Source organism: Caballeronia pedi (assembly GCF_001544915.2).
In the GTDB taxonomy this organism is placed as follows: Bacteria; Pseudomonadota; Gammaproteobacteria; order Burkholderiales; family Burkholderiaceae; genus Caballeronia; species Caballeronia pedi.
Map to the genome: position 1 here is coordinate 1 of NZ_FCOE02000132.1, position 595 is coordinate 595.

The window sequence follows — 595 nt, forward strand, 5'->3', positions numbered from 1 at the left end:
CGCAAGACGAAGCCCGACGCCCCTTCGATCTTCAACACGGCCCCTTGCTGCGCGCCCGATTGCTGCGCCTCGCAGAAGACGAACACGTTCTGCTGTTCACGATGCATCACATCGTCTCCGATGGCTGGTCCACCGGCGTATTGGTGCGTGAACTCGCCGCCTGCTATACGGCCGCATTGCGTAACGAACCTGTCGCCCTGCCGCCGCTGGCCGTGCAGTACGCCGACTACACCCTGTGGCAACGCGACTGGCTCGCTGGCGCCGAACTCGAACGTCAGACTCAGTACTGGCGCAATCAGCTCGCCGAGCTTGCACCGCTTGATCTCCCCACCGATCGCCCTCGCCCTGCGCAGATCAGCGGGCGCGGCGCGACGTTGCCCTTTGCCGTGAGTCCCGAGTTATACGAACGCCTGAACGCGCTGGCGAAGCGTGAAGGCGTCACGCCCTTCATGCTGCTGCTTGCGGTGTTCCAGGCGCTGCTCGCACGTTTGTCGGGGCAATCAGAGGTGGCCGTGGGATCGCCCATCGCCAATAGAACGCATGCGCAGATCGAACCGCTCATCGGCCTGTTCGTCAATACGCTGGTGCTGCGTGC

1 protein-coding gene is annotated in these 595 nt (G+C 63.9%); it reads left to right on the forward strand.

The annotated features are described in order from the left end of the window. Window positions 1-59: 59 nt before the first annotated feature. A partial coding sequence (locus AWB80_RS42850; RefSeq protein ID WP_244207078.1) for a condensation domain-containing protein occupies window positions 60-595 on the forward strand: 536 nt, incomplete at its 3' end.